Below are 24879 nucleotides of genomic sequence, written 5' to 3'. Positions count from 1 at the left end.
ATGGATTACACAAGTTTTGAATTGAGATTAAAACAATTATTAATGAATGGGAATGGACCAAAATTATTGTTAAAGTTATTAGAAAGTCCCTTTAGATTTAATTCTAAATTACACCCGTTCAATGTATTAACTAAAATGGAACAATCATTTTTAAGAACTCAAGAAAATAAGTATTATAAATTTATTATTGAATGTGGAGAATTTGTTTTAAATGAAGCAGAAGTTGAGCATGTTGAAAATTCATATTGTTTAAATTATGTGGACACATCAAAGATTGAAGCTTGAGACGGAGAAAACTTAACTCCAGAAGACATTGTTAATGCTAGTGAAATAATTAAATTTAGAGCACCGCTTGCTTTTAAAAATAAAGATAATACGAAACTATCGCTAGTTTTCCCTAAAAAAAGAGATATCGGCTCAAAAAATGAAGTGGGTAAAACTATTGAAATGTTTACGAAAAGAATTAAAGCTTTAAGAGCTAATGATAAAACTCCTAAAGTAGAAATTTTAATATGATTCGTCGATTCATTATATACAAGAAATGAAGAACAATACAAGGAAGCTTTTCGAGCTGTAAACACTGAAGAATCAATTGTAGACGTTAAATACGGGTCTGAATTATTTGATGAATTTAATTTAAGAACACAGTGAGACGAAATCGAATCATATATTGCTAATTTTAAAAATCAAAATTTAGATTTCTTTTTAAAAATGCCAGACTTAAACAATGATCCGGAAACTTTTGAATTCATGGTTGGCTTGAGCAATTCTGCCTGAGAAAAACTAAGCTCTGATAATCCTGATATGGTTTTACTAAGAAATTTAATTTTTGGAGATGAAGGCGATAATTCTTATAGTAGAGCTAGTCATATGAGAAATTCTAAGCTAGTCGAATCCGTTTCTGAAGTAAGCTAAAGCCTTATGGCTTTTTTTATTGCAATTTTTATAGTAATTTCTAATACTTTTATCTTTAAATAATACTTTATAATTGTAATAACTATTTATTAGGAGGAAATTATGTCGATAAAGCGCGTTGGTTTAAGAGTTGATAATTCAATTAATGCAAGACCTGATTCTAAAAAGATTAAGGAGTATGTAGATTATTTAGTTGACTGATTAACCCAAAGAGTTAAAAAAGCTCACGCAAAAGGAATTATAGTTGGAATAAGCGGTGGAATTGATTCAAGTTTGGTTGCAGCATTAGCCAAAAAGGCTTTTCCTGATAACACACTTGGCGTGGTGATGCCCATTGATTCAATGAGTTTTGATTTAGCACATATTGAGGAGCTAAAGAAAAATTTGTACCTATCAACAGTCACTGTAGACTTAAAAAATACTTTTGACGAAATTACACGTGTAACGTGTGTAGAAGACAAAATGTCTTTAAGTAATATTAAGCCAAGATTAAGAATGACAACATTGTATGCTCTGGCTCAACAACACAACTATATTGTTGCAGGAACTGACAATGAAGATGAATTATTCATTGGATATTTTACAAAACATGGTGATGGCGGAGTTGATATTTTGCCAATAAGTCGATTATTAAAAAATGAAGTGCAATTGATGGCGAGATATTTAAATGTTCCTGAATCAATCATTAATAAAAAACCATCAGCAGGTTTATGAGAGGGTCAAAGTGATGAAGATGAACTTGGATTTTCTTATGCCGATTTAGATAATTATTTAAATAATAATTTTAATTTAATAAATAGTGATATAAAATTAAAAATCGATAGGTTGCATAAAAACACTCATCATAAAAGACAAAAGGCTTATCAACCAAAATCAATAAAAGAATTTTTTAAAAAGGAGAAATAAAATGGCAGGACATTCACATTCAGCGAACATAGCGCACCGTAAAGGTGCTCAAGATAAGGCAAGAGGAAAAATATTTCAAAAATTATTTAAAGAAATTTATGTTGTTGCTACAGGACCAGGAGGAGCTGATGTAGACTCTAACCCAGCTTTAAAACTTGCAATAGCTAAAGCAAAATCAAAAAATATGCCAAAAGCAAATATTGAGAGAGCATTAGCAAAAGCTAAAGGAGAAGCTAAAGACGGAGCAAATTTTGTTGAAACATTATTTAATGCAACAATAACAGGAGGAGCTACCTTCTTAATCAAAACTCTAAGTGACAACATGAATAGAACTAAATCATCTATGGCTGCACTATTCAACCGTCAAAATGCCGTATTAGGCAAGACAGGTCAAGTTCCATTTCAATTTGATTTACAAGGAGTGTTAGAGGTTTCTAAAGATTTAATCGATGAAGATACAATAACATTGTGCGCACTAGATCATGGTGCAACAGACATTGACACCGATGAAAGTTCATATCTTATTTCATGTGCTCCTGAAAGTTTCCCAGAACTTAAGTCAGCATTAGAAAACGAATTAGGAATCACTGAATTTTTACAATGTGAAGTTACATATGTACCAAATTCAACTGTTGAATTTGATGGAGAAAAGGCAGAAAAAATTAAGGAATTCATTGCTAAACTTGAAGATGACGACGATGTTCAAGAGGTTTTCCACAACATAGAACTTCCAGAAGTTGATGACGAAGAATAATTAAAAATCCAAAACAAAAATTAACATCTCAAAAATGTTAATTTTTTGTTTAAAATAATATTTTATTCTTTTTAAGAAATTATAAAAGGTTCTAAAATTGAAATAAATTCTTCCCAATTTTCCTCAAACATCATGTGACCAGTTTTCGGTATAAAAACCGTTTTGATATTCTCAACGTTTTTGTTAAAATATTTTAGGCAATTTTCTCTATCAATTACTCCATCTTTTTCACCTAAAATTAATAATGAAGGTACTTTGATTGACTTTAATCCGTCTTCAATTTCGTCATGAAGTTCTAACAAAGGCAATGAATTACCTAATTTAATTACATCGGCGTTATTGTGTTCGTTGGGATCGAAATTTTCTTTAGCTAGTTTCATTCATTTTTTATCGTTTGTAAATTTGCTAATATCATAGTAAAGAACAGATAAAAAGTTTAAAAATTCTTCAAAATTTTTTGGGAAATATGTTGTATTATAAGTATCTACAGTTTTTAAAGAAGTTTTATTCATCGGTGCAACAAATACCATTTTACCGATTAAATCAGGACGCAATTTATAAGCTAATGAAATAATTCCGCCCCCCATTGAGTGACCGATTAATGTAACATCTTTAAGATTGTTATCAATCATAAATTTGATTAACAATTCAGCATATTGGTTCACACTTAACTCATGATTTTTTATCGCTTTTACGCCATTGCAGCCCGGGAATTGAATTGCGTAGTAGTCCGTTTTTGTTCAATAATTTTCAAAAATTGAAAATGTCGCTGGTTTTGAGTTAAAACCATGAACAAATATTACGGGTTTATGTGGCTGTTCATTGTTTTTAAAAACATATGGATAATCATATTTAATATTCATATTGCCTCCTTAGCATTTACATTTTACCAATACAATAAGCATTTAAGGAAGCGTAAAATTTTAGTGTGTTAATTCAAGCGCAAGCGTCTTAAATATCTGATTTAATTATACCTCATTTTATGATTCGTTAAATTTTTGAGCATTTTTTTTAATGAGCCCAAAATTTATCGTGGTGTCATTAATTTAAAAACAACAAAATAACCTGGTGTCAGGTTTTTGTTTTTCCTTTACGCGCGCACGCGCACCTTTTAAGGCAAGATAAGGTTGGCGACAAACTTCTAACCGAAGTGCCAATTTATCTTGCATATTACATAGTAATATGATTTTTTAAATATTTGGCACCAGATTGGCACCAGCATTTCATTTCTGGCGCCGATTTGGCACCAATTAAGGTTTTTTGTTGTTTTATATAACTATGTTATACAGTTTTTTATAGACACTGGCACTGATTTGACACCACCATATAATTAGGCATAATTTTTCGCCTAAAAACATTAATAAAATAATTTTGTTTCTTGTAATTATTTAATGTTTATACACCAGCAAAATTTAGCCTATATCGTTAAAAATAGTCGCTATATTTCGCAATAAATTTTTATAAATAACTTTAGTTTTAATATGTTTTTTTGAAAACAATGCATTCGGTTTTTTGATATGTTTTTTGAATGAGTGATAAACAAAATGCTCGGTATAACTCTTATTCAAAACGATTTTTCCTTCGTTATTTCAAATGTTATTAACATGATTTTTAATATATTTGAATAGTAATTTTGCTTCTCTTATGTATTTTTTATCGACACCCAAATCATTTGCTTCATTTAGAAATGTTTGTTTTAAAGTTTCATAATTATGATAATTTAAAGCATATTTTTTATCAAAAATCGCCCCAAATAAATCAACTCATCTTGCGCCAAAAGTCGTGCTAAATCATGATTTATAAAGCTGTTTATTGTCCTTAGAATTGAATTTTCCAAACCCAAAAGTATCGTTTATTTTCTTTACTAAATGAAAATAATCAAGGCTATATTTAACCTTGATTTTACTTGCAAAATCACCCATTCAAATAGCGCCATCGCCTTTTAAGACGGTTTTTTTACGGCAAATATTTAATTTTTTAAACTCTTTATTAAAGAAATTTTCTAAATTTGTAAGTTCATTTTTTGATGATTTATCTTGCAAATTTTTAGTGAAAAAATAACATATTGCCGAGCTGTTTTGATAGTGTTTTTTAGCTGCATTTTTACTAAGAAAATTAGTGTGTAAAATTACCTCTCTAACCCTCATTTTAGGACGGTATTTTATACCTTGAAATCTAGTGAATAAATCATCAATTTCAACGTGAATTTTTTTCTGATTTCTAAGCTTAAATCTATTGGCATTTTCTAAATATTTTTTGTTGTTTTGAATATCGATTTGCTCGTCGATTTTGAATCGTTTTTTCATCTCATATAATAGTTGTTTTGATGGCTTTAAAGGTATCAATTCAGACGGTAATGATTGATTATTTAAGTCGCTTATAATACAAAATTTAATTAAATCAAAATCATATTTAGACCGCTTTAAACGTTCTATTATTACATCATGATAATATGTTATTCGACGTTTTTTGCCCCTATTATCTAGATATTCATACATCGTATAATTTAATTCGAAACTACCGCCCATCGTAATTCATTTATGAGTTTTTTGTTTTGCTATTTTCCAGTCTGGATATTTTTCGAAACGTATTTTATTTCGAAATTCTTCTTCAGCAAAATTTAATTCTCTTGCTTTGTTAAAATAGTATTTTCTCAAATCTAGTTCATTACTAAATATATTAATTTCATAATTCATAATTCAATTATAAAAAAACATAGCCTCGCTATGTTCATATTAATATTACATCTTTAATTTAAATGTAAAAGCCTGTGAGTCGCTTTCTTCCTCCACGACCTTTTGCTTTTGCACTTTTTCTGAATTAATTAAAGTATTTTTATGCTTCCGTATTTCCAGTTGGACATTATCTTGTTCTGTAAATCAGCTTAAATCTTGCACATCAACTTTATTAAGTTGTCTTAATATTTGTTTTAAATTGGCTATTTGTGTGCTTTCTTCAAAAGTTAATGGCGTGTCCGTCAACTTATTTGGTTGTGAGTGAATGATTTTATTATGCGCTTGGTATTTGCCGTTATTTAATTCTAAGTTAATACGTTGAATTGTAAGAACCTTGTTTTTTTCATCGTTGATTCTTTCAAATAAACCAGTGATGATTTCTTTACATTGCCTACTATCAATTAAATTATCTAATCTACTAAATTCGCCTTCAGCAAAATAACTATGAAATTGTTTCTTATCCATTACTTGAATGCTCGTTAAATCAACTAACGATTCATATCCGTCATTATCAATTAATTTTATTTCGCCAGAGAAAAACCTCTTAGGGCTTGATGTGCCCCTATAATTTAATGACCGAGAATTTAGATATCATACATCATTACCGGTATAAAAAACAACCACTGGATGATACTTTGTTCCTGTTATTCGCAAACCGCGTCTATCAAAGTTAATAATTGGTAGATTGTTCATTGCTAATTATTTAAATTTTCTCATAACAAAATTATATTAAAAAAACTAATGTTTCCATTAGTTCTTTTAAGCACCCTTCTTGTGCTGGCTTAGAGCTATACGCTATTTATATGATTAAATAACCGCTCATTTTATTCGTTATTAGTATACTATACTTTCAAAGAAAAGCAAAATATTTTTTCTATTTAATTTTTTTATCAAAGTATCTCACTTTAATAAATCAGCCTAATGCTATACTAATTCCCAAAGTTATAAGGCCTAAAGGGGCTAAAATAGATATTAAAAGCTTCTTATTTTTTGCTTTTTGCTTTTGAATATCATCATTATTATTTGGCAACTCAACAACAACATCATCTAAATCATCAATGACGGAGCTATTCAAGATATTTTCAATTGTAAACTCGGCAGCGTTTTTTGAACTACCGGCAATTGGCCGAATTTTTATCTGTATCGATTTTAATATATTTTTTTCATTTGTTAAAAGCCGCAAGGAATTATTTAGTTCATTTAAATCTAAATCTCAATCTATTCCATATTTAATATCGTAAGTTTTTTGTAAATACTCATTAATATCGACTATTACTTTGTCTCTCTGTTTGGATAATACGTTTTCTTTATAACTGAATTTTTTTTGTTTTGTTAAAATAGTATTTTCTCAAATCTAGTTCATTACTAAATATATTAATTTCATAATTCGTAATTCAATTATAAAAAAACATAGCCTCGCTATGTTCATATTAATATTACATCTTTAATTTCAATGTAAAAGTTTCTGCAGGAGGACTTGTTTCGGGTTTTGGATTGTTCGGGAACGGTTTACCAGCATTTGGTTTCATTTCATTAGAACATAAAGATTTTGGAGGTTTATCTTTTAATACATTCTTTTTATTATCTAATATTTTGTCATTACCATTTAAAAAGTCCTGAAGCTCATTTTTATCTAATAATGATATAGCATTAATATTTTCTTTTAAATCTTTAATTTCGCTTGTATTTACTTTATCTTTTCAATCTACAATTATTTTATTATTTCTATCTTTAGATAAATAGCATTCATTAAAAGCAATATTACCATCCTGTATATTCTCATTTAATTTATTGATAATTTCTGCATATTTATCTGAACTTATTGATTCACCATTAGGATACTTCATAGGTTCAAATATAGACTCAAATTCCTTTCTATTCATTATGTTAATTGATGAACAATTTATTATTTCACCTCTACCGTGATCTATAGAACCGTTTTTAAAATATACATCTAGGTCTTTATCTTGAGGAATTTGATTTCTTCATGTTTTAGCAGTTAAATAATAAACCTTATCATCTGTGTAAAATACAACAAGAGGATGTGATGATGCAATTTCAGTTTTATCTAAATTTCTACTTATTTTCAACGTTCTAAACTGTTGCTGTTTGAATCTTCAATATGTGTTATTTTGCATGAATAACCTCCTTGATAAAATTATAAAGTAATAAAAAACCAAAAAAAGAGCTTTCGCTCTTTTAGGGGGCCACTTACCATATTCTATCCACTATGTTGAATCAAGTATAGTATAGGAATCAAACACTGTGTGCCTTTACATCCTTTATAGACTGTCGGAAAAACCGGATTCTAGGGTTTAGCTGTGTCGTCTTATGTTATTATTTTACACTACTTTTTCTTATTTCCAAAGAATTTTTTAGTTTTTAGCGTTTTAATTTTCAAAGAAAAGCAAAATATTTTTTCTATTTAATTTTTTTATCAAAGTATCTCACTTTAATAAATCAGCCTAATGCTATACCAATTCCCAAAGTTATAAGGCCTAAAGGGGCTAAAATAGATATTAAAAGCTTCTTATTTTTTACTTTTTGCTTTTGGATATCATCATTATTATTTGGCAACTCAACAACAACATCATCTAAATCATCAATGACGGAGCTATTCAAGATATTTTCAATTGTAAACTCGGCAGCGTTTTTTGAACTACCGGCAATTGGCCGAATTTTTATCTGTATCGATTTTAATATATTTTTTTCATTTGTTAAAAGCCGCAAGGAATTATTTAGTTCATTTAAATCAAAATCTCAATCTATTCCATATTTAATATCGTAAGTTTTTTGTAAATACTCATTAATATCGGTTATTACTTTGTCTCTCAGTTTGGATAACACATTTTCTTTATAACTGAATTTTTTTGTTTTAATTGACATTAAATCAAATAAAAATTGCTTCCCGTTATCATCAACAACAATCTTAGCGTTATTTATAGCGTTATAACTAGTTAAATTAACGACTTTTCGGTTAATTCCCTTAATTACTACCGCTTGCTTAAATCCTTTGCCTTTAGCAAGGTTTCTGACCGCATTTTCAAGATTGCTAATCTCAACATCTTGGCCTAATATTAATCCACGTTGTAATAATTTTTCGTAGGTATATCGAGTTATCTTTTCTCTGATTTCTGATAAATTGCCTGCTTCAAAGCTAAAGTCAGGTATTTCAATTTCTTTTAAATTAATTTCATGTTCGAACACATGAAAAACAACGTTATTGACTTTTCCATATAATATTCCACGGCCATTAATTGCTTCAATAACCAAAATAGCATTATGAATATATTTATTATCACTTGGTCTGATTTGTGGAAGAGACATTTCAAAAGCAACCGAATCTAAATTTTTTATTTGATAGTCCTTATCCAATTCCAGTCCTTGAATTTGTTTTTTAATTTCCGAAATTATGAAATTTTTAATTTCATTTACATCATTTAAACCATTAAGTTCAATTGTTTTTAAAGTTATATTAGCAAATATATTAGCTTTTGTTTGAGACTTATTAGGCTCATCTTCATCATTAGCAGAATTATGATTTGGATTTTTCTTTTTATCTTCGTCAAAATTATCTATTTCGCTTATTTTAAAAACGTTCAAAGGAATTGAAAATATTTTATAAGGCATTATTGCGATATTAGAATCGGGTTTAACTAGTTCAACTTTAATCGTTAATAATTTTGTTAAATAACTAAAATCTGTTGTAAAGTTAAGTTTATTAAATTCTTCATCGGTAAGTCCGTTAAATCAAGATTTTTTGTTTTGTCAAATTTGAGTCATAAAATCTTTGATGTAATTATGTTTAGCGGTATCAATAAAGTATTGTCTATTTAATTCAAGATTAATAATTTGGTTATTAGTTGGTTTAATATCCTTGAATTTGATTTTCATAAATATAGGGTTTTGATTAAGCATATATATTTCTTCAACCGTATTAAGGTTAAAGTAGATAAATGCTCCAGTCTTATCAGGGTTTATTTCTACCTTGCTGATATTAACTTTATCTTTATTAGTAAAGTCTGAAAGCAGTTCGACTTCTGCTAATTTGGTATTTTTATATCTATTAGCAAATTCATCCACACTAAATTTATCATCTGCGATGGTTTTTAGTGTTGGGGCAATACTAATATAACTATTGAAGTAATCTCTATAATAAAGACGCTCTATATAGCCTTTATAATATTCCATAGCATCTTCATAATTTAGTTTGTATATTTCCTTGTCTGTTAATCCAACCGAGATTAAATAATTATAAAATGATGCTCCGGTTGTTGTTTTTCACAAAGGCTGTATTTGACCGCTATCTAAAACAACATTATCCGTAAAATAAGAATTTGGCGGATTTTTACTATCTGAATTTTTTTCACCTGGTTCCTGAATTAATATTAATTTAAAATTACTAATTGAATTAGGGGCATTCGAGACAAACAGTCAAATTCCAGAAGTTGAAAAGTATGATGTTTCTCCAGTTTCTTTAATCTGGTCAATAGAATTTATTGTGTTTGTATTACTATACTTAAGAAGATATTTATTATTATGTGCTTTTGTTTTTTCTAATTTAAACAATGTAAAGTTCTCTGTTTCTCCAATTACTTGTTTTAATCCACCTTTTCCAAGAACGACCGCCTCAGCGATGAAACCACTCGGTTTGTCTTCATCTCAACCTGGTCTAAACAAAGTACGTGATTTATATGGTAATTTAGTATCGGCATAATATTCTTCATCAATTTCTTCATTTCATTTGGGATGTTTACTTCAATCGGCAAATGTTTCATATTTATTATCAATAAATATTGGCTCTTCTTCAAATGGTTTTAAATCAAACCAAACTAGTTGCTTCTTTGTTCCTGTTTTAGGGTCTATCGAGGCATCATACATTGGATTATCTATTAAATTACCGGCACTATCTTTTTTATATTCCCCATTAGTTTCTTTAACATACTTTTCAATTAATAATTTTTAAATTCGGGATAATTCTCAGGCTCTCAAGCATATCATTTAAAATCCATTTTGGAGCTTCGTGAATTAATTTCAATTATTTTGCTATAAATTAATTTAATATTCTCTTCGTTATTTCCACTATTAGGTTCGTATTGAATAATTTGAATTTTGTATTCATTTAGTTTATGCGAGTTTTTCTCATTTATCTCAGAATGCGGGTCGGCATCGAAATCCAAAACTCTACTATTATCACTTGCATTTAAACGATTATCTTTTAAGCTCTTAAAAAAGGTTTGGTCTAAAACATCAACTTTTTTGCCATTGATAATCAAAACTTCGTTTTCACTTAATGTCGTATTAAAACTGACGCTCAATGGTGTGTGAGCGACCCATCTACCAGCATAGTAAGTATTTCCATAATTCCCAATCGCTTTATCATTTTCAGCTCTAACCAATACATCATCTACTAATTCCGTATTATAATCCTCGAAGTTAATATATTTACCAAGATTAATTTTTAAACGTTCATCCATTTTTGCGTTTTCGAGTCATTTAGTTGCACGATATTTGATTTTAATGTTAGATTTAAGTAATTTTGAGCCAAGATTTTTTGAATGAGTTGCTATATCTTTAACATAAACATCTATGCTATTTTTGGCGCTATCTTCAGATGAAATCTTATAACTTAAGACTAAACTACTATTTTTATCTTTAAGTTTATTATTTAATGTTTCAAAATATTTGTTTAGATTATATTTATTACTTTTTTGGTTAGTACCTTTTAATGGATTAGTCATTAAATTTCCACCCGTATCTGTATTTAACACTATTTCGTCGCTAACAACGCTTAACGCTTCATTTCAGAGTTTATTATAATGATTTTCAACATTGCGATTAACAAATTTAGACTTAACTCTAACTTTTAAAGAATACACCTTTTCATCGCCTGATATTGCATCAGTTGAATGATGATACGTGTTTCAAATTTGACCTGTATAATAGTCCTCTTCTTCGTTGTAGTACTCCTCATCAACTCAAATTAAGGAATCATTAATTAATTCAATTTCAACCAAGGCGTCATCTTTATTGACGACATCATTAAAAAGTTCATTTCATTGAGAACGCAAAATGTTCTTTTCGTTCGGGGCGATATCAGAATTAATTAGATTCTCATAAATTTTTCTTATTTTTTGAAAGTTGATATTTGTGCGGAGTTTATATCCTTTATAAAAATAAATTAGGTTAAATTGGTTAATATGGTATAAATAAATAGCGATGAGTCGTCATTGAGGTTGTATAACTTTAATGTACCGCCTGTTCCACAAACAGGTGTTTTTTTATACTTTTTTGTATAAAAATGGTTTGTCTTATTGACAAACCATTTTTTATTTATTATTTACTAATTCAAGATTTCAAATTTCTTCGATTAAATCAGTATCCATGCGATATGATGAAGCGGATTTAATGGTGGCTTCAGTGTATGAAAATGCTTTTTTATCTGGCGAAATTTTGTTTAAATGCTTAATAAGTTGAGCATCGTATTGATCTACTTCATTATTTAAATTATTGTAGTCATAGAAGTTTTCGTACACACGGTTTAATTTAGGTTTAACATGTCCTTCACTAAGTCTGTGGCCTATTGTTAATCCAACTACTGGGAATGCTTGACCTTTTATATTTAATAGGTTGATTATTTCTTTTTCAATCGTTCTGACAAGACCTATAAAACAAGTTCCTAAACCTAAATCTGTAGCAATATCTTGAGCCATTGTAGCTTGTATAAATGCATCACCGACTGCAACTGTATATGATTCTGAAGAATGATTATTATATTGTAATTCTGGGTGTTTTGATTTTGCAATATTCATTCTATTGTAGTCTGCTAAAAAAACTATAAACATATCACATGATTTAATTGCGCCAGTATATTTGCTAGTTTCTCCTAATTTATTTAATATTTCTTTATCTCTTACTACAATCGCACTTGATGAATGTCAATTTGAAGATGTTGGTGCAGATTTAATAACATTTATTATTTTATTATAATCTTCATCAGAAATTTTTTTGTTTGTGTCGTATTCACGAACACTATATCTTTCGATAGTTCTATTGTAAAAACTCATTTTACTCCTTATTGTTTAAAAATGTTTCGTATGCTGATTTAACATTTTTATAACTTTTTCTGTGTTCTGGAATCAATCCATATTTTTCCATAGCTTGTTTGTGTTTCAAAGTTCCATAACCTTTGTGTGTTTTGAATGAGTATTCGGGATATTTTAAATCCAATTCATCCATATATCTGTCTCTTGAAACTTTTGCTAAAATTGAAGCTGCCGCCACCGTGAGAGATTTAGAATCACCCTTTACTAAATTCAATTGTTTGACAGTGCAATTAGGCAATTTTTCATAATCTGTAATAACTAAATCAACATCGTTAAATTGGTTTGCAATTTCAGTCATTAGTTTTACGGAACCGGCTTTAGGATTTAAATAATCAACCTCAATACTGGTTAAAAATTTAATATCGTATTTAATGGCATCTCTTTTAATCTGTTCAAACGCCATTTCTCTTTGTTTAGCATTTAATTTTTTAGAATCGTTTATTAACGGATTAGAATAATTAGGAGGAAATACCACTCCCGCAACGACCAATGGACCAGCACAGCAGCCCCTGCCCGCTTCGTCTAAACCCAAAATTTGTTTTAGATTTTTAAATTCTCTTAATTCAATATCTACTTTATATTCCATTTATCTCCTAATAAAAATTGTAGCAAAGCGCCACAATTCCAATTATTTTTTGTCAGTAATGTCAATTATTTTGTTGACTAATTCCTCTTTTTCCATTTTTTCATAGCCACTAATATACAATTTCTTGGCCATTTCGTATAAACGGTGATTTGGAAGCATTAGTAATTTTTCTATTTTTTGTTGTCTATCAGATTTAACTATCTCAGCTTCAGTTTCGTTCACAGGTTGATTAGGTCTTTGATTTTGTGACGATTCTGGAGACATTGAATTATGATTGAAAATATTATTTAAGTCCGAAAACATGTTAGTACTTTGTCCAATTGTCTTGATAAGCTCAAATTGTTTAGCATTTGCAAAAGCTATATAAATAAATTTAGTTTCACGCACAAACCCATAATATAAAGATATTGTTAAGAATGAAATTAAAATAGGTAATACTACCTGAATTATTTGTAAAGTGTTCAATTTTACGTTTGATGTGTTGCCTTTGGATATAAAGAAAGTAATAATATCAAAAAAGCTTATAAATGACATTATTCCAAAAAAGGTGGCCGTGCCTGGTTTTAAATGTTCAAAACTTTTATTTTGATAACTTTTAATCATTCCCAAAATGTATGATATTGATATTCAAACTCATATCGCGATATAAAACAATGGAATTAATACGTAAATAAGGACTGAACTATTGTCAGTTTTTGTTGCAAACATTCCATTTTTATATTGAAGAATAAATTGTGATATTTGATGTACTAATATCACTGCTGTAACAATAAGTATAGATATTAATGAACCAATCACGTACTTACGAAATGTTGTTTTTTCCAGCTTTCATAATTCGGCTGTACTATTTATGTTTAAATATTGTCTTTTCATTTTTCTCCTTAATTATTCTTCGTTTTTCAATTCGTTAAAATCGAAATCTGCAATGTTAAATTCATTTGGTATAGGTGCAAAAACAGTAATTTTTTTACCGCTGATAGGGTGAATAAATTCTAATTTATAAGCATGCAAACGTTGATTGAATTCGTCAATTTTTTTGTTATATACAGGATCTCCATAAATTGGGTGCCCAATATATTTTAAGTGTACACGAATTTGATGGGTACGACCAGTTTCAAGTTGACATCTTACTAATGATTTTGGTTCTTTTTCTAAATAAAAATGTTTAAGTAGATACACTGTGGTGATTGAATCTTTCCCATCTTTGTGGACAGTCATCTTCTTACGATCGTTTGCGTGTCTGTTAATTGGTAAATTTATTTTGGTTGTTTTATTTTCAATTAAACCATCGCAAATAGCCAAATACGAACGATGAATTTCATGATTTTTTAACATTTCAACCAATTTAACATGAGTTTCATTATTTTTGGCTATAATCAACAATCCACTTGTGTCTTTATCTATTCTATGAACTATGCCCGGTCTTAATAAACCGTTTTCATTTGATAGTGTTTTGAAATGGAATAATAATCCATTTACCAATGTATCGTCATGATGGCCGGGAGCTGGATGTACAACCAAATCTGTGGGTTTGTTTAAAACTACTAAATCATCATCTTCATAGACAATGTCTAAATCCATTTTTCTAGGAACCACATTAGTTTCTTTATCAATTAATTTCGTAATAGTAATATTTCAACCTTGTTGAACAATGTATTTTGGTTTGTTGACTGGTATCGTATTATCATTCAATAAAACTGCGCCTTGCAAGATTAATTGCTTAACGTCATTTCTTGATAATTCGGTATTATCTGAAATATATTTATCTATTCTGTCTTTATATGTAACTTCTAATTTAATCATAATAACATTATATATATAAAGTAAAAATAAGTGCGCAATAAAAAAACGAACTTTTTTATAATTTTTTGATTGTTTTATTAATTAATGCTTTTTATTTAAAGTATATGAGGTTATCTAAAACATTGTTCGTCAGTCAAGAAAAATCAAATTCAGGATTAATTGTTAGCGACCATGCAATTCCATAAAAATTTGCCAACGCTTTGGTTTTATAATACTCGTTTATATCTATTATTCTATTGCTATTTTCAGAGTAAGAATTAAGGAATTTTAACTCTAACTCTGATGACAGCACTAAAGCTGAAGCGCAATAGGAAAGATCAAAATAAATATTATTCATACTTGAATATTCAAAGTCAATAAACTTAATATTATTAGTGTTATCAAGCAGAATATTTTCTTTGTTTAAATCATTATGGGACGGAACGTCGTTAGTTAAAAATTCCGCGTATATTAATAATGTTTTAATTATGTCTGGGGTAAATATTAAGTTAAATTTTATATGGTCATTTAACATTTCAATGTATTTTTCAATTCTTTGACGAATTGAATTGTTTTTTAATTGAATTTGGGAACAATGCAACTCAGATATTGCCTTTGCAATGTTAGCAATTATATATTCGTTACTAAAATTAATATCTAATGAGTTTATGTATTTTCTGATTATCATATTTTCATTTTCAAATATAACTTTTTCATTACATTTTAGTTTGTCAAATAAAGACAATTTATTCAGGTGATTAAATCCGTTTTTTTGTTTAATTTGTATAAATAAATCATTTTGTACATAAGAAAGATTTGTTAATCCTTTTCCTATTTTTGGGGTATCACTATTAATAACAAAATTTGAATATACCGATTCATAACCATGTTGTCTAAATTCATCTGATATAAATGTTATTTCTTCAAATTGTTGGTCTGTCATACAAAATTCAGTTTTAACAATCTCGGGATTAAAATTCTGCGATTGGACTAATGTTATTGCATCAAAAAAAGGATGAGCTTTACGAACTCATTCAAAATCTATTAATTCTATATTGCCTGTTTCGTTTATTAGTATGTTTTTAGCAGACAAGTCACAGTGCGAAGTCACCAAATCGGCGTCTTTTGTGTATTTTGCAACTAAATCTACATATTTTTTACTGCCTTTTTTGTAGTGATGAAAATCCATTTTTGGGACATTTAATGTCAATTGGTGAAATTCTTTTATTTTTTTTATTACTTTCAGTTGAATTTCTTTTGTTAATTTGATATATTCAAGTGTTTTTCCTTGAAATCATTCACGAATTAATATTCCATTTTCATAATACAAAGTTGCAGAGAGTGATTTTAGTACTAGCTCCTCAATATCGTGATTAACAAGATTAGAAATAGGTATTCTAACCTGAACGTCCTTTCTTTTATATTTGGCTTTAAATGTATAGTTGTGAAACCCCTTATATATAAATTCGATGTCAGAAAGTTCGCTTAATAATTCTTTACTGATATTTTCTTTTAAAAATTGCATATAGTTTGTCATATTTAAATTATAACCTTACATTAAGTTTGGGTCACTTAATCTGGTATACGGCATTTGTCAAATATCAAAGATATATTTGATTAAGGATTCGTGGTATTTCATGAACTGATTCTCTCTTATTAAATTAATGACCGTGTCATAATCAGCTCACATTAATTGTTCAACTTCTTCTTTTTGAATTTCAAACTTATCTAATTCTCAGTCAGTAACACCGATGAAATAGTCACAATATATTTTCTTTAGGTTGATTGTGAATGCCGCTTTTTGATGCAGAGGTTCAAAGTTATAACCAATTTCCTCTAAAGCTTCTCGTTTTATTCCTTCAACAGAACTTTCTCCATGATCGACTGCCCCACCAACACTAACGTCTCACAAACCAGGGTATTTTGGTTTATTTGAAACTCTTTTTTGTATTAACATTTCACCTTTTTTATTAAATAAACACAGAAAAGCGACTATATGGTTGTTTCCATACTCTAAACTTTCTCCACGAATAAATGTTTTACCTGTTTTTTGACGTTCATTGTCATAAATATCTAATAATTCCATTTTGAATCTCTCCCATATCTTTTATTTATAAATATTATTGCATTTTAAATATTTTTTTATACTTTATATATGAAAAAAAATAGTAAATATAAATGGGAATTCACATCTAAAAAACCAATTAAATTTCTTGCTTTATTTGTTGCAATAATTTTTTTAATTATTATGTTAGCCTTTTTAGGTGTAATAATATGGAAATCATCTGATATCGTTAAGGAATTTGGATTTAAACCTTGGTCATTAGATTTTGATGGTGTAGATGGTATTAAGGGTGGTATATTTAATTCAATAACTATCTCTATAATAATTGCTATTTTTACATTAATTTTTAGTATTCCTTTATCAATAAAAAGTGCAGTTTTAATCACATTTAGACTTAATAATAAAGTAAGCAAGATTATAAAGCTAGTCGTGAAAATAATAGGAAGTGCCCCTTCAGTGATTTTTGCATTGTATGCTCTCAATGTTTTAACGAATTTTACTCATTTTATGTTTAATTCGTTTAATGGAAAAAGTTTTATGACTTGTGTTTTAATGTTTATTATATTTAATTCTGCAGTTCTGATAAATAACTTAGTAAATAGTTTTGATTCCATAGATTTTAACCAACAAAAAATTGCAAAAGATTTAAGAATCAATTCATCTTTGATTATTTACAAATTACTACTGAAATCTAATAAAAAGCAAATTTTAAAATGTTGTTTTACGGCTTTTGTTAAAGTTGTTGGTGAGGCGTCAGCTGCTTCATTTATTATGATTAGTAATAATTCATATAATTTATGGGTTAGCGGCGAAAATTTCTTCAGTAACTCCATTAAACCGGCGGCAACAATGGTAACAACTAACTTTTTCGCTCTTAAAAGTGAATATGTGAAAGAATATTTATTTGCATTATCACTGACATTAATTATTGTGATTGGAGTAATTAATTTTCTCATTACTTTAATTACGAAAACAAATACGTTTAAAACAACATATAAAGACAATTTAATTATATTATCCAACAAGTGAAATAATGGAAAAAATAAGGAATCCCAAAGAACTAAAATTTATGATAATATCCAAAAATCAATTGAGTGATTATTCTTTATAATTATTGGTTTGTTAATCATTAGTGCTTTCATTTATATTTTAATATTCGGATTTTTATCAGTAATTAAACCGACATCGACTATTAAATTTGGTGTAGATACAACGCTTTGATCGATGTCAACCACATTATATGGTGCGATTTGAACGGCGATTATTGTTATACCTTTTAGTTTGATGGTTTCAATTTATTTTGAGAGATTTTCAAGAAAAACATTTTTTAGCAAGTTAATTAATTCACTATTAATAACAAGTGGAGGTTTACCATCATTAGTGCATGGTTTATTTGCGTATGGTATTTTTATCCATCTTTTTGGTTGAACATTAGATAAAGGCCATGATTCATCATTATTGGCCGGTGTTGCCTCTGTTGTTGTATTGTTGATACCAGTTATGATTAAACAGTTTAATAACGGTTTCAAAAAAATTAACAAAACATTAATTAAACAAGCCGCAAATAAAGGCTTAAGCAACCCAAAAATATTTTTCAAATTAGTCCTTCCATTGATAACACCAACAATTTTTAATTGTTTCTTTATGGTGCTGACTCTATTTGTTGCTGAAGCATCACCATTTTTATTAACTTCAGGAAGACAAAATTCAAATGTCTTTTCGTTGCTTTACCCTCAACAAACATTAACAACAAGAATGGTGGCTGAATTAAACAAACACAGTTCTAATTCAAGAAACGTGATGTTAGAATGTGCTTTTATTGCTATTTTATTAACTTCTTTATTTTCTTTAATCACTTATTTTGTGACACCGTTATTGAATACAAAAATGCAAGAAAAAGTTAAGGTGTATTTAATTAAAAATAAAATAGCCGCATAGGCTATTTTTTAGTATTTTCAATTAAATTAACAACATCTTGTATTGTTTTTAATTTCAGTAATTCTTCATCACTGACACGAATTTTTAATTCGTCTTCAAGATCAAAAACAAGTTCAGCCAAAGTTAATGAATCTATTTTAAGTTCTTTTAATTCAGAGTTTAATGAAACTTTAGACTTGGTAAATTTTTGAACCTTTTCAATAACTAAATTTGTAATATTCATAGCGTAATTATACAATAATAGCAAATCTTGGCTTATTGTTTATATCATTTAAAATTTTGACATTATTCAATTCATTTCATTTTTGAATATGTAAGGGGTTAATTTCGAATATAAGTACACCATCATCGTTTAAATAACTTTTATAATGATCAAGTATTTTTTTATAAAAATACCACCCTTCGTCTTTTGTGTATAAAGCATGTTGTGGTTCTCATTTTAAATCTTTGTCATTATTTAAGATAATATTTTCATCGAGATATGGAGGGTTAGATATTATTAAATCAAATTTTTCGGTTACATTTGAAAATAAGTCACTTTGGATAATATTTACGCGTGTATCACTGCCTAGATTTTCAATTGCGTTTTCCTTAGTTTGTTTGATAGCGATAGGATCAATATCCGAAAGAGTTACTTGTACTTTTGGTGCATTTACCTTAATTGCCAAACCAATAAAACCTGAACCGCAGCAAAGATCAAGTACTTTAAAATCAATTTTGTTTTTCACGTATTTTTTTAAAGCCAAATCAACCATTTCTTCAGTTTCATATCGAGGTATTAAAACCTTATGGTCTAATTTTATCTTCGTATTTAAAAATTCAATATATCCCATAATATATTGAATAGGCATTCCTTCTTGAAGTTTTTTTAGTTCTTCATTAGAGATTATTTCGCTTAATCCGTAACGACGTTTTTCTAATTTTAACTCTTCAATTGTAGGCATTATTTTAATCCACTTGCTGCTATTTTTTGGTTTTGTTCTTCGGTCAGCAAACTTTCAATAATCGAATCTAATTTGCCTTCAATTACCTGTTTTAAAGATGTAGAATAACCAATTCTATGGTCAGTTACACGGTCTTGAGGATAGTTATATGTTCTAATTTTCTCGCTTCTATCGCCGTGCCCTGCTAATTTTCTATATCCTGATTCTTCATCTTGCTTCTTTTGCATTTCGAGGTCATAAAGTTTAGATCTAAGAACAGACATTGCAGCTTCTTTGTTTGCAATTTGGCTACGTTGATCTTGGGATGTTACTACAATTCCAGTAGGAATATGTGTAATTCTAATAGCTGAATCAGTGGTATTAACACTTTGTCCACCAGCCCCGGAAGAACGATATGTATCAATGTTAATATCTTGAGGTTTAATTTCGATATCTATACTATCATCAATTTCTGGCATTACAGTTACAGTTACAGTAGATGTATGGATACGTCCTGAACTTTCAGTTGTTGGTATTCTTTGGACTCTGTGTACGCCTGTTTCAAATTTTAGTTTCGAGTAGGCATTTTCTCCTTTAACCATAAATACTATTTGGCTAAATCCGCCGGCATTTGCTGGCGAAGTTGAAAGAACACTTTGTTTAAAACCAACTTCTTCAGCATATTTTGAATACATTCTGTATAAATCGCCGGCAAAAATGTTTGCCTCATCCCCTCCAGCGGCTCCACGAATTTCAATGATAACGTTTTTATCATCATTTTCATCTTTAGGTAGAATGAGAATTTTTAATTTTTCTTCTAGTTCAACTAGCTGTGGTTCGTTTTCATCAATAATTGATTTAGCGAATTCTATTTCGTCTTGATCTTTTGATGAAAGCATAGTTTTGGCTGTTGCTATATCTTTTTCTAAATTTAAATATTTAGTGAAAACATTGGCAATATCTTTGATTTTACCAACTTCACGATTTATTTTTGTATACTCCTTTATATTGTTAATTACTGATTCTTCGGTTAATTTTTCGACTAGTTCATCATGTTTATTTTTGATGCTCATTAACGATTTGTACATTGTTTGTTCCATAATTTTAATATTATAAACTAAACCTGCGATATTCTCATATGTCTTTAGTCGTTAAATAAATAAAAAAACGAGAATTTTCTCGTTATTATAGTAAGTGTATGTTTTGTTCAGCAAGTTTTTGCTTCATTTTTTCTGGCCAATATGAAGATTGGACCTCTCCGATATGATGTTTTTCTAAAATTAACATACATAATCTACTTTGCCCTATTCCACCACCGATTGTTAATGGTAGAACATTATTTAATATACCAGCGTGAAACTCAGACATTTCGGTTAATTCCTGAACACTTCTATTAGATTGCTTTAATAACGCGTCCCGATCTACTCTAATACCCATTGATGAAATTTCAATTGCTTTATCAAGTCAAGGAGCATAAATAATTAAATCACCATTCAATTCTCAGTCGTCATAATCAAAAGCTCGACGAGATTGCGCATAACCAGATTTTAACGGTCAGCCAATTTGATAAATAAAAATTGTTCCTTTTTCTTTGGCTAGTTTTTGTTCCCTTTCTTCTGGAGTTAATTCGGGGTAAAGATTTTCTAATTCTTGAGAGCTTATGAAAAACACTTCTTTATTAAATTTTGCTTCTAATTTGAACTTTTCATTAATATGTTTTTTAGTGAGTAAAATCGAATTATAAATCTTGCTTACTGTATATTTTAAATACTCAATATTTCTATCGTTTTTATCTATTATTTTTTCTCAGTCTCATTGGTCGACATAATATGAGTGAATATTATCTAATTCTTCCTCACGGCGAATTGCGTTCATATCAGTAAACAAACCCTCATAAAGATTAAAATCATAATCGTGTAATGCCTGTCTTTTTCATTTTGCTAATGAGTGAACTATTTGTAATTCTTTTGTTGAATTTTTTGGCAAAAATGAAACCGGTTTTTCGCCATTTAGACCATCATTTAAACAAGATTCAGATGTAACAAATAATGGAGCGGTAGCTCTAGTTAAATTTAATTCTAATTTAAGCAAGTCCTGGAAGTATGAGCGCAAATCTTGAATTGCACTCTGTGTTTGTCTAATTGATAACTTTGTTTGGTACATATTAACTCCTTAGTGAATAGATTATATAAGATTATTCTATAATTAGAAACTTTCCACATTCATTGAGAAATGTGTATTTTAAGAAAAAAATAATCACTTTAACAAGCGATTATATTTTTAGATAAATCTTCATTTCATTTTTTTGACAAACCTTTATATATTAAATAAATATAAGGAATTCCTAAATTGGTTTCAATTAACGAGTCAATAACTATAGGTCCTCATTGTAGTTTTCTTATTCCGTTAATCATTAAAGCAAATTCTCAACCGAATTGGACTACAATTCCTATAATTAACATTCTAATGATGGGAAGTTGCGATTTCTTAGTAACAAGATTATATATAATAACACCAAAGTATCCTACTATTAGCATTAAAGCCATAACCCAGTGATATTTACCTGTTTCTCGTCAAATCACTATGTCATTTTGACCAGGGATTGCTTTAGCAATCATTGGTGAACAAATTCATCAAATTAAAATCATTAACGTGAAATGAATTAAATGTTTATCTTTTTTTATTGCAAGTCATATAAACAAGAAATTCGTTGTTCCATAGCTAAGTGATAATCACAATAAAAACCAGAATGGATTAGCTCCATGAACTTGTCTTTGACCGAGCGTTTTATAAAAAATCCCCCAATCAACTAGAAAGTATAATATTCCGCCCGCTAAAGCGAACAAAGTACTCATGTATTTTTTCTTATATATTAATAGGCCATATATTAAAACTAAAAAACATATATCTAGTATAACTAATCCTAAAGTCATGTGACGACTAGGAATATTGTCAGGTATTATGATATTATTCATTTTCCCTCTTTCCTTTTTTCTTTTCTTGCTATTAATTATACTGATAAAAAATAATAAAAAATCAAGCATTTGCTTGATTAAAAATAATTATTTTTCGATTTTAACTTTGATACCAGGACCCATAGTAGGTGAAACAACTAAGTTTTGCATGTATGCACCTTTAACTGTGGTTGGTTTTAGTTTTTTAATTAGTGAAATAACGGTTTGTGCGTTTTCAACTAATTTTGCTGTATCCATAGATACTTTTCCAATTTGAGTATGTACAATTCCGGCTTTATCTGTTCTATAGTTTGCTTTACCTTTTTTAAGTTCTTCAACTGCTTTTTCAGGAGTTGGGGTAACTGTACCAGTTTTAGGGTTTGGCATTAGACCTTTAGGCCCAAGTTTTTTACCGTATTTACCTAATAATGGCATCATTGCTGGATCAGCAACCATTACGTCGAAGTCAAATTCGTCTTCTTTAATTTTTTGTTCTAATGCAGCACCGTCAACTACTTGATCAGCACCTGCTGCCTTAGCAAGTTTTTGTTTTTCTGGGTTGTTTGTAACTACTAATACTTTTACAGTTTTTCCTGTTCCGTTAGGTAATAGAACTGAGCCACGTAGTTGTTGGTCAGCTTTACGTACATCTAGGTTTAATTTGAATACTAATTCGATTGATCCGTCAAATTTTGTGTATGAAGTTCTTTTAGCTAAGTCAATAGCTTCTGTTAAATCGTAAGCAACTGATTTATCAAATGATTCTCACGCAGCTTTAATTTTTTTACCAACTTTAGCCATTATTCTTCTCCTTCAGTTTCTTCTTCAACGGTATTAAATGATGCATCAGAACCTTCAGCAGCAGCTTTAGCGTCCTCATCCAATTGAGCTTCAAATGCTTCAGCAGCAGCAGCTTTAGCGGCAGCTTTTGCAGCAGCTTTTTCAGCAGCAACATCATCTCAACCTTCGATTAAAATACCCATGTTTTTAGCTGTACCAGCTATTGTAGCCATTGCAGCCTCAACATCGTTTGTATTTAAATCAACTAGTTTGTATTCAGCGATTTCTTTAAGTTGTTGCAAAGTGATTGTTGCAACTTTAGTAGTTTTAGCGTTTGAGCTACCTTTTTGAATTCCAGCAGCTTTAATTAATTTGTAACTTGCAGGTGCAGTGTAAATTTTAAAATCAAATGTTTTATCTTTGTAAACAGTAATTTTAACTGGAACTGGTTCGTTACCTCTGTCACGTGTCGCGTCATTGAAAGCACGGGTGAAGTCAGGCATGTTAATACCTACACCGGCCAATTTAGGACCTGGTTTAGCTTGTCCCGCTGGGAATTCTAATTTACGTACACGAACAATATCAGCTTTTGATTTTGCCATAATAAATTTATCCTTTCGATATTGTGGTTCTAGCGATATATATCTCCCACTAGTTTAGAGGCAATTGTTAAATTGCTTTTTAATTATATATTAAGTATTAATTTTTGAAATAATTATTTTATCACCCTTTTTTACATGGATAAATAACTGTTCAATAGTGAATAATTTGCTGAATATTATTGAATTTAAGTGTTATTGGTGTAAATAATTAAGCAACATTGTTCATAAATGAAATAATTCTTTAACATAAAAGAGAATTATTTTTTGTAAAAAACTTTTCTTTCACCATAAAATCATAGACCTTTTTTTGTAGTTTTAGCTTGATTTTCGCTCTTTTTAAGTTCGTTTAAATATTGTATATTCTCATAATTATTAGTTCAATAATTTATATTTTTTCTACTTTTTGAAATATATTTCACTCTCGCTAAACCGGATTCTAGCAGATGCAGAGCAATATCTTTGTCATTATTACTAAATACTTTACATACCCATCTTTTATATTTATCTTCTGTAATTTTAACGATTTTGATGGGTTGTTTATTTAATAATTTTATAACTTCAGCTTTAGCTTTTTGGGCGAAAAAATTTTCTAAATCTGCTACAGAATTATTGCTTTTTTTAGTTTCTGGCGTATCGATGCCATAAAAACGAATTCCTACTTTAACTTTATCAATATAAGCATAAATTGTATCTCCATCTGCTACAAAATAACTATTTAATTTATACTTAGAATATTGCGAAAAATTCACGGTACAAGACAATGTTGATAAAGGAATAGATAGTAGCGGTATAAGTTTTAATCATTTCATATATTTTTAGTATCTTTTTAGATT

22 protein-coding genes and 2 pseudogenes are annotated in these 24879 nt (G+C 28.8%); 4 read left to right on the top strand and 20 right to left on the bottom strand.

What is annotated here, in order from left to right:
- From HLA87_RS01665 to HLA87_RS01655, 3 genes are all read left to right on the top strand, one after another.
- Positions 1–915 (top strand): HpyAIV family type II restriction enzyme, encoded by a 915-nt coding sequence (locus tag HLA87_RS01665; RefSeq protein ID WP_171111291.1) that lies wholly within the window; start codon positions 1–3, stop codon positions 913–915.
- 102 nt (positions 916–1017) lie between these two features.
- Entirely contained in the window at positions 1018–1821 is an 804-nt protein-coding gene (gene nadE / locus HLA87_RS01660) for an NAD(+) synthase (protein ID WP_171111289.1), read from the top strand.
- Position 1822: 1 nt separating this feature from the next.
- A complete protein-coding gene (locus HLA87_RS01655; protein WP_171111287.1) occupies positions 1823–2575 on the top strand; it encodes a YebC/PmpR family DNA-binding transcriptional regulator in 753 nt (250 codons plus the stop codon).
- A 71-nt stretch (positions 2576–2646) separates the two neighbouring features.
- Here HLA87_RS01655 and HLA87_RS01650 read toward each other — a convergent pair whose 3' ends face one another.
- From HLA87_RS01650 to HLA87_RS01590, 12 genes and pseudogenes are all read right to left on the bottom strand, one after another.
- Positions 2647–3438 carry an alpha/beta fold hydrolase gene (locus HLA87_RS01650; protein WP_171111285.1) on the bottom strand — a complete coding sequence of 264 codons (792 nt, stop codon included), beginning with the start codon at positions 3436–3438 and terminating at the stop codon, positions 2647–2649.
- A 549-nt stretch (positions 3439–3987) separates the two neighbouring features.
- Complete coding sequence (locus HLA87_RS01645; RefSeq protein WP_171111283.1) at positions 3988–5271, bottom strand: Mbov_0401 family ICE element transposase-like protein; 1284 nt, start codon at positions 5269–5271, stop codon at positions 3988–3990.
- Positions 5272–5316: 45 nt separating this feature from the next.
- Positions 5317–6003, bottom strand: a complete 687-nt coding sequence (locus tag HLA87_RS01640; RefSeq protein ID WP_171111280.1) for an Mbov_0400 family ICE element protein — start codon at positions 6001–6003, stop codon at positions 5317–5319.
- A 181-nt stretch (positions 6004–6184) separates the two neighbouring features.
- Positions 6185–6640: pseudogene (locus HLA87_RS01635) on the bottom strand (Mbov_0399 family ICE element protein); the annotation flags it as partial.
- 106 nt (positions 6641–6746) lie between these two features.
- Positions 6747–7448: an Mbov_0400 family ICE element protein gene (locus tag HLA87_RS01630; protein ID WP_171111275.1), complete on the bottom strand. Its 702-nt coding sequence runs from the start codon at positions 7446–7448 to the stop codon at positions 6747–6749.
- Between the two features lie 283 nt (positions 7449–7731).
- A pseudogene (locus tag HLA87_RS01625) lies at positions 7732–11489 on the bottom strand (Mbov_0399 family ICE element protein); the annotation flags it as partial.
- 150 nt (positions 11490–11639) lie between these two features.
- Positions 11640–12377, bottom strand: a complete 738-nt coding sequence (locus tag HLA87_RS01615) for a nitroreductase family protein (RefSeq protein ID WP_171111269.1) — start codon at positions 12375–12377, stop codon at positions 11640–11642.
- A 1-nt stretch (position 12378) separates the two neighbouring features.
- Positions 12379–13002, bottom strand: coding sequence for a ribonuclease HII (locus HLA87_RS01610; RefSeq protein ID WP_171111265.1), 624 nt, complete (start codon positions 13000–13002; stop codon positions 12379–12381).
- A gap of 42 nt (positions 13003–13044) precedes the next feature.
- Entirely contained in the window at positions 13045–13875 is an 831-nt protein-coding gene (locus HLA87_RS01605) for a hypothetical protein (RefSeq protein ID WP_171111262.1), read from the bottom strand.
- Positions 13876–13887: 12 nt separating this feature from the next.
- Positions 13888–14805 (bottom strand): RluA family pseudouridine synthase, encoded by a 918-nt coding sequence (locus HLA87_RS01600; RefSeq protein WP_171111260.1) that lies wholly within the window; start codon positions 14803–14805, stop codon positions 13888–13890.
- A gap of 91 nt (positions 14806–14896) precedes the next feature.
- Positions 14897–16321, bottom strand: coding sequence for a phosphotransferase (locus HLA87_RS01595; RefSeq protein WP_171111258.1), 1425 nt, complete (start codon positions 16319–16321; stop codon positions 14897–14899).
- A gap of 15 nt (positions 16322–16336) precedes the next feature.
- The gene (locus HLA87_RS01590) at positions 16337–16870 is read right to left on the bottom strand and encodes an NUDIX hydrolase (protein WP_171111256.1); all 534 of its coding nucleotides are present in this window, start codon (positions 16868–16870) and stop codon (positions 16337–16339) included.
- Positions 16871–16939: 69 nt separating this feature from the next.
- Here HLA87_RS01590 and HLA87_RS01585 point away from each other — a divergent pair, with 69 nt between their 5' ends.
- Complete coding sequence (locus HLA87_RS01585) at positions 16940–18787, top strand: ABC transporter permease subunit (RefSeq protein WP_171111254.1); 1848 nt, start codon at positions 16940–16942, stop codon at positions 18785–18787.
- Between the two features lies 1 nt (position 18788).
- Here the strand turns inward: HLA87_RS01585 and HLA87_RS01580 are convergent, their stop codons facing one another.
- The 8 genes from HLA87_RS01580 to HLA87_RS01545 form a co-directional block, all read right to left on the bottom strand.
- Entirely contained in the window at positions 18789–19010 is a 222-nt protein-coding gene (locus tag HLA87_RS01580; RefSeq protein ID WP_171111252.1) for a phosphopantetheine-binding protein, read from the bottom strand.
- A gap of 7 nt (positions 19011–19017) precedes the next feature.
- The gene (prmC, locus tag HLA87_RS01575) at positions 19018–19731 is read right to left on the bottom strand and encodes a peptide chain release factor N(5)-glutamine methyltransferase (protein ID WP_171111250.1); all 714 of its coding nucleotides are present in this window, start codon (positions 19729–19731) and stop codon (positions 19018–19020) included.
- Complete coding sequence (prfA, locus tag HLA87_RS01570; RefSeq protein ID WP_171111247.1) at positions 19731–20810, bottom strand: peptide chain release factor 1; 1080 nt, start codon at positions 20808–20810, stop codon at positions 19731–19733. Before prfA ends, prmC begins: the two co-directional genes overlap by 1 nt.
- An 85-nt stretch (positions 20811–20895) precedes the next feature.
- Positions 20896–21873, bottom strand: a complete 978-nt coding sequence (locus HLA87_RS01565) for an aspartate--ammonia ligase (RefSeq protein WP_171111245.1) — start codon at positions 21871–21873, stop codon at positions 20896–20898.
- Positions 21874–21971: 98 nt separating this feature from the next.
- A complete protein-coding gene (locus tag HLA87_RS01560; RefSeq protein ID WP_171111243.1) occupies positions 21972–22685 on the bottom strand; it encodes a hypothetical protein in 714 nt (237 codons plus the stop codon).
- Positions 22686–22772: 87 nt separating this feature from the next.
- On the bottom strand, positions 22773–23465 hold the full coding sequence (rplA, locus tag HLA87_RS01555) for a 50S ribosomal protein L1 (RefSeq protein WP_171111241.1): 693 nt from the start codon (positions 23463–23465) through the stop codon (positions 22773–22775).
- Entirely contained in the window at positions 23465–24046 is a 582-nt protein-coding gene (rplK, locus tag HLA87_RS01550) for a 50S ribosomal protein L11 (RefSeq protein WP_171111239.1), read from the bottom strand. The genes rplA and rplK overlap by 1 nt, the downstream gene beginning before the upstream one ends.
- 257 nt (positions 24047–24303) lie before the next feature.
- Positions 24304–24855, bottom strand: a complete 552-nt coding sequence (locus tag HLA87_RS01545) for a thermonuclease family protein (protein WP_171111237.1) — start codon at positions 24853–24855, stop codon at positions 24304–24306.
- Positions 24856–24879 lie beyond the last annotated feature (24 nt).

Origin of the sequence: Mycoplasma miroungigenitalium (genome assembly GCF_013008635.1) — a bacterium.
GTDB lineage: Bacteria > Bacillota_I > Bacilli_A > Mycoplasmatales > Metamycoplasmataceae > Mycoplasmopsis > Mycoplasmopsis miroungigenitalium.
The sequence above is the reverse complement of the archived record's forward strand: the minus strand, read 5'-3'. Positions and strand labels throughout refer to the sequence as shown.